This window comes from Sphaerochaeta sp. UBA5836 (assembly GCF_002432845.1).
Lineage (GTDB): Bacteria > Spirochaetota > Spirochaetia > Sphaerochaetales > Sphaerochaetaceae > Sphaerochaeta.
This window is the reverse complement of sequence record NZ_DJGW01000008.1, coordinates 1,882-5,676: the sequence shown is the minus strand read 5'-3', so window position 1 is coordinate 5,676 and position 3,795 is coordinate 1,882. Positions and strand designations below refer to the sequence as shown.

Genomic DNA, 3,795 nt, shown 5'->3' with positions numbered 1-3,795 from the left:
GTAAAGATATTTATCCGTATAGCATGGTTTTATAGGTGGTACATAGGTAACACACTACAGATATATGTTCTAGTAGTATTATCGCTACTCTTTGCAAAAAAAGGTTTTATTTCATGAATTGCATAGTTTTTGCTGCAAAATCATGCCCATAATAAAACCCTCCGCCATGGAGGGTTCTTTGGCTACTCAGGGTTGTTTCCTTCGGTTATTCCCCTTCTTCACCACCACAGCCTTATCGTAGCATTGAAGAGGCAAATCGTCAATTTTTTCTTTCTGTGCAGTATAGTTTGTTCTTGAAAATACTGTATGTCATACATTATTGTATGATTATGAAAGAAGACCCGATTCTCACCAACCTGATCACCGAGCTGAAAAGAGGCACCTTGACACTGTGCGTACTCAGCCAGCTTGCCCAGCCACAGTATGGCTATTCGTTGTTGCAGGTACTTTGTGACAAACAGATTGCCATCGAGGCAAATACGCTCTATCCGCTGCTTCGTCGGCTGGAGGTTCAGGGGCTCTTGGAAAGCAGTTGGGACACCAGCGAAACACGACCGAGAAAGTTCTACCGCTTAAGCAGCAAAGGAAAAACCATACTTGGCGAGCTTGCAGCTGTCTGGAAAGAACAAACCACTCAGATACACACATTACTTGGGGAGGATGTATATGCATGACCTTATAAAGCGATATGTAGAAGAAACAGTCAGGCATCTGCCTGCCAAGGAAAGAGAGGAAGTAGCGCTTGAACTTGAGGCGAACATCGAGGATATGCTTGGCGGCGACAGCTCAAGGGAAAAGGTCGAAGAGGCCCTGCTCGCACTCGGCTCACCTGCAACACTGGCTCGTCAGTACCGAGGCAAGGAACGTTACCTCATCGGGCCCGAGACCTTCGACCTCTATGTGATGGTACTCAAAATTGTGAGCTTGGTGGTCGGTTTGGTAACCATGGTGATCACCTTTGTCTCGCTGTTTTTTGCATCCGACCCGATCAACATCGCTCAGATGATCGCAAAGGTTCTGGCATCTGTTTTTTCCTCCCTCTCAAGTGCATTCCTCTGGGTTACCATCACCTTTGCCATCATGTCCTACTACCAAGTCAAAACAGAACCGGATCAGTGGAATCGTAAAACATTGTATGAACTTGAAGAAGCTCCGACGAGGCGCATCAAGAAAAGCGACAGCATCGGCGACATGGTCGGACTCTCGATATTTTTTGTTCTCTTGATAGTGATGTATAGCAGGTCGGACCTTATCGCCATCTACCGCAAGGGAACAGGCCCTATTCCCCTCTTCGTCTCGCATGCAATAAAACCCTATATCATCGGCTGGATGATCACGACAATCCTGACTTTCAGCATTGCCGTCGTCAAGTACGCCAAGCAATTCTGGAGCACTACGCTGTTTGCACTCAGCGCCCTGGCCGACCTCGTGGGACTATGCTACTTCATCTTCCTCAGCACCAGGTGGAGCATCTACAATCCTGACTTTTTGATCTTCATTCCCGGCAGCATGGACCGATGGCAGATCATCATCAAGGCTGCATGCGTAGTCCTGTTGATTCTCACGCTGATCAGCCTTGCCGACGATGCCTATACGGTATTCAAGCGAACGAGACCGAACGAATCTGCAAAAGAACCTGCTCGGTGATCTGGCGGGACTCCTGGATGAATGGATTGTCATCCAGGCTGCCCAGAACGGCATCGCGTTCGGCAAGATTTCGATAGGTGCTTTCACGGAAGCGGTTGTTGAAATCCTTCTCCTTTGTCTTGAACACCTGATTCTCAATGTGCAACCGTATCCTTGCCACGTTCTCTACCAAGTCCTCCCACTGCCCGTTGTTGATCTGATTCGTTCCAAGGGCTTGGTAGAGCGTAGCCAATGCATGGATGGCCCGGTCTTCCTCATAGGATGCAAACCAAGCATCATAGGTATGGTGGACATCGTCCCAACTGGAGAGGACCCTGTCCTTCAAGTCGGCTTTCAACTGTTCCACCCGGCTTGCAGGGACAAGCTGGCCACCCACATTCAGCCAATCTTCACGCCGGATCGCTTCTTTTTCCTGGAAGGAGGCAATGCTTTGCCCTGTTCCAAGACAGTAGGCTGAAAGGGTTTTCACCCCGTAGTAAAGCAACATTTCCTGATAGGCATGGTAGGCTTCCACCACCTTCAGAATTTCCACCGGTTCATTGCTGTTTTCAAGTCCCCAGGCATAAACATGGAGCGAGCTTACTTCCGAAGCTTTGTTCAGCAGCAAGTCCTTCCCCATCAGAATCAGGTTCTTCTGTTCCTCGTTGGATGCATGGGCTCTGTTGAAGTTCTGGGCAACCCAGAGACAGAGCAGGTCGCATGCTTCAAAAATCTCATTGACTGTATCGGGTGCCAGGTACTCGGTCTCTATGTGCTGACGGATGACCTTGCGCTTGTCCCGCTTGCGGTACTTAAAACTATTTCTCTCCAAGGCGTAGAGATTGTACATCCACCAGTAGGCAGGCATCACAATGCGGCGGCTCTCCTTGGTGTCGGCGCTGAGCAGGCTGAACGGGAGCGGAATATTCAGCTCATGCGGATAATTCCCCTTGGCTATCAGGACATAGCTTGCAAATTTGCAGTCGTACTTGAGTGTACTGGAAAGAGCCGGCCAGAAACCCCTGCCTGCCACCATCTCCCCGTCGTTTCCCCTGCTGTTGTGGTTCGATCCGATGTTGGCTCCGGCGGCCATGTTCGACTGGCCCTTGATCAAGCTGGCAATGAGAAAGGAGTTGTTGTGATGCTGCTCATGGCCTGAGAACACCAGATTGCTCAGAAGCTCGCAGCAACTGACCGTCGAATTGTCCCCGAGGAAGGAGTGGATCAAGCGCGCGCCGTACTTGAGATTGCAGTTGTCCCCCATGATAAAGCGGATCGCCTTGCAACCATAGAAAATGCGTGAACCGGAACCGATGATGCCGTTGACCAGCTCAACGCCCTCGCCGATTTGCACCGGTTCGGAAATCGTCGAGCGCAGCATCAGGTTCTTCAGCTTGTTCGCACCCTTGATGTATGAACCAGGACCGATCCAGACATCCTTGATGGTATCGCAGGACTTGACGACCGACTGCTCACCCACAAAGCCGTAGTACCCGCGGCGCTTATCCATTGTTTTTTCGGTCAGCTCCTCGAATATCCGCATCAGAGCCTGGTCATCACGATACGTACCCCACAGGAATGCATCGGAAGGAAGGATGCCATTGAAAGGGCGGATGGTTCGTCCGCCGGCTTCGTTCATGATATCGATGGTGATGCGTACTTCCTCATCCTCCCCCTCCTTGAGAATGCCGCTGCCGAACTTGGCATGATTGGTGGTCTGCATCTCCCCGAGCCGATAGAGAATGACATGGTGGTCGATGATGTAGTGGCTGAGGTAGGCGCAATCGAGAATGGCACAATGGTCGCCGATGTCGCAACTGACGATACGGCTGTTGGAAATACCGACAGGAACACTGAAATCATGAAAGCTGACAATGCTCTTGTCCATCTTTCCGATGCGGATCAAGCCGTAGAATTCGCTGTTGCGGATCAACGAAGGGTCGAAGGGTTCACAGACCAGCACATCGTCCCAACACGGGGAGGAGTTGAGGTTCTGCTCAAGGCTCTCGATTTCAGTTTTCGTCAGGTGCCGGTAGGAGGAAGCCGGCCGCTTGTTCTGCTGATTGCGAAGGTAGTACTCATCCTCTCCTTCAGGAAGAAAGGGAGCTGTAATAAAATCGTAGCCGAACCGTGCCTGGTCGAGGGTGATTACTTTGTCATTCATTGCAT

At 50.6% G+C, this 3,795-nt stretch carries 3 protein-coding genes; 2 read left to right on the top strand and 1 reads right to left on the bottom strand.

Translation table 11 applies throughout. The annotated features are described in order from the left end of the window. The first annotated feature begins 329 nt into the window (after positions 1–329). Positions 330–674 carry a PadR family transcriptional regulator gene (locus tag B3F49_RS00645; RefSeq protein WP_293908530.1) on the top strand — a complete coding sequence of 115 codons (345 nt, stop codon included), beginning with the start codon at positions 330–332 and terminating at the stop codon, positions 672–674. Then, the gene (locus tag B3F49_RS00640; RefSeq protein ID WP_293908529.1) at positions 667–1,647 is read left to right on the top strand and encodes an HAAS signaling domain-containing protein; all 981 of its coding nucleotides are present in this window, start codon (positions 667–669) and stop codon (positions 1,645–1,647) included. The genes B3F49_RS00645 and B3F49_RS00640 overlap by 8 nt, the downstream gene beginning before the upstream one ends. Here the strand turns inward: B3F49_RS00640 and B3F49_RS00635 are convergent. Beyond that, the gene (locus B3F49_RS00635) at positions 1,601–3,790 is read right to left on the bottom strand and encodes a DUF4954 family protein (protein WP_293908532.1); all 2,190 of its coding nucleotides are present in this window, start codon (positions 3,788–3,790) and stop codon (positions 1,601–1,603) included. The two genes, B3F49_RS00640 and B3F49_RS00635, sit on opposite strands and share 47 nt — an antisense overlap. Positions 3,791–3,795 lie beyond the last annotated feature (5 nt).

Bases quoted from the DNA above. Each gene is read 5' to 3' on its own strand.
- B3F49_RS00640 (WP_293908529.1), top strand. From the start codon at position 667: ATGCATGACCTTATAAAGCGATATGTAGAAGAAACAGTCAGGCATCTG.
- B3F49_RS00635 (WP_293908532.1), bottom strand. From the start codon at position 3,790: ATGAATGACAAAGTAATCACCCTCGACCAGGCACGGTTCGGCTACGAT.
- B3F49_RS00645 (WP_293908530.1), top strand. From the start codon at position 330: ATGAAAGAAGACCCGATTCTCACCAACCTGATCACCGAGCTGAAAAGA.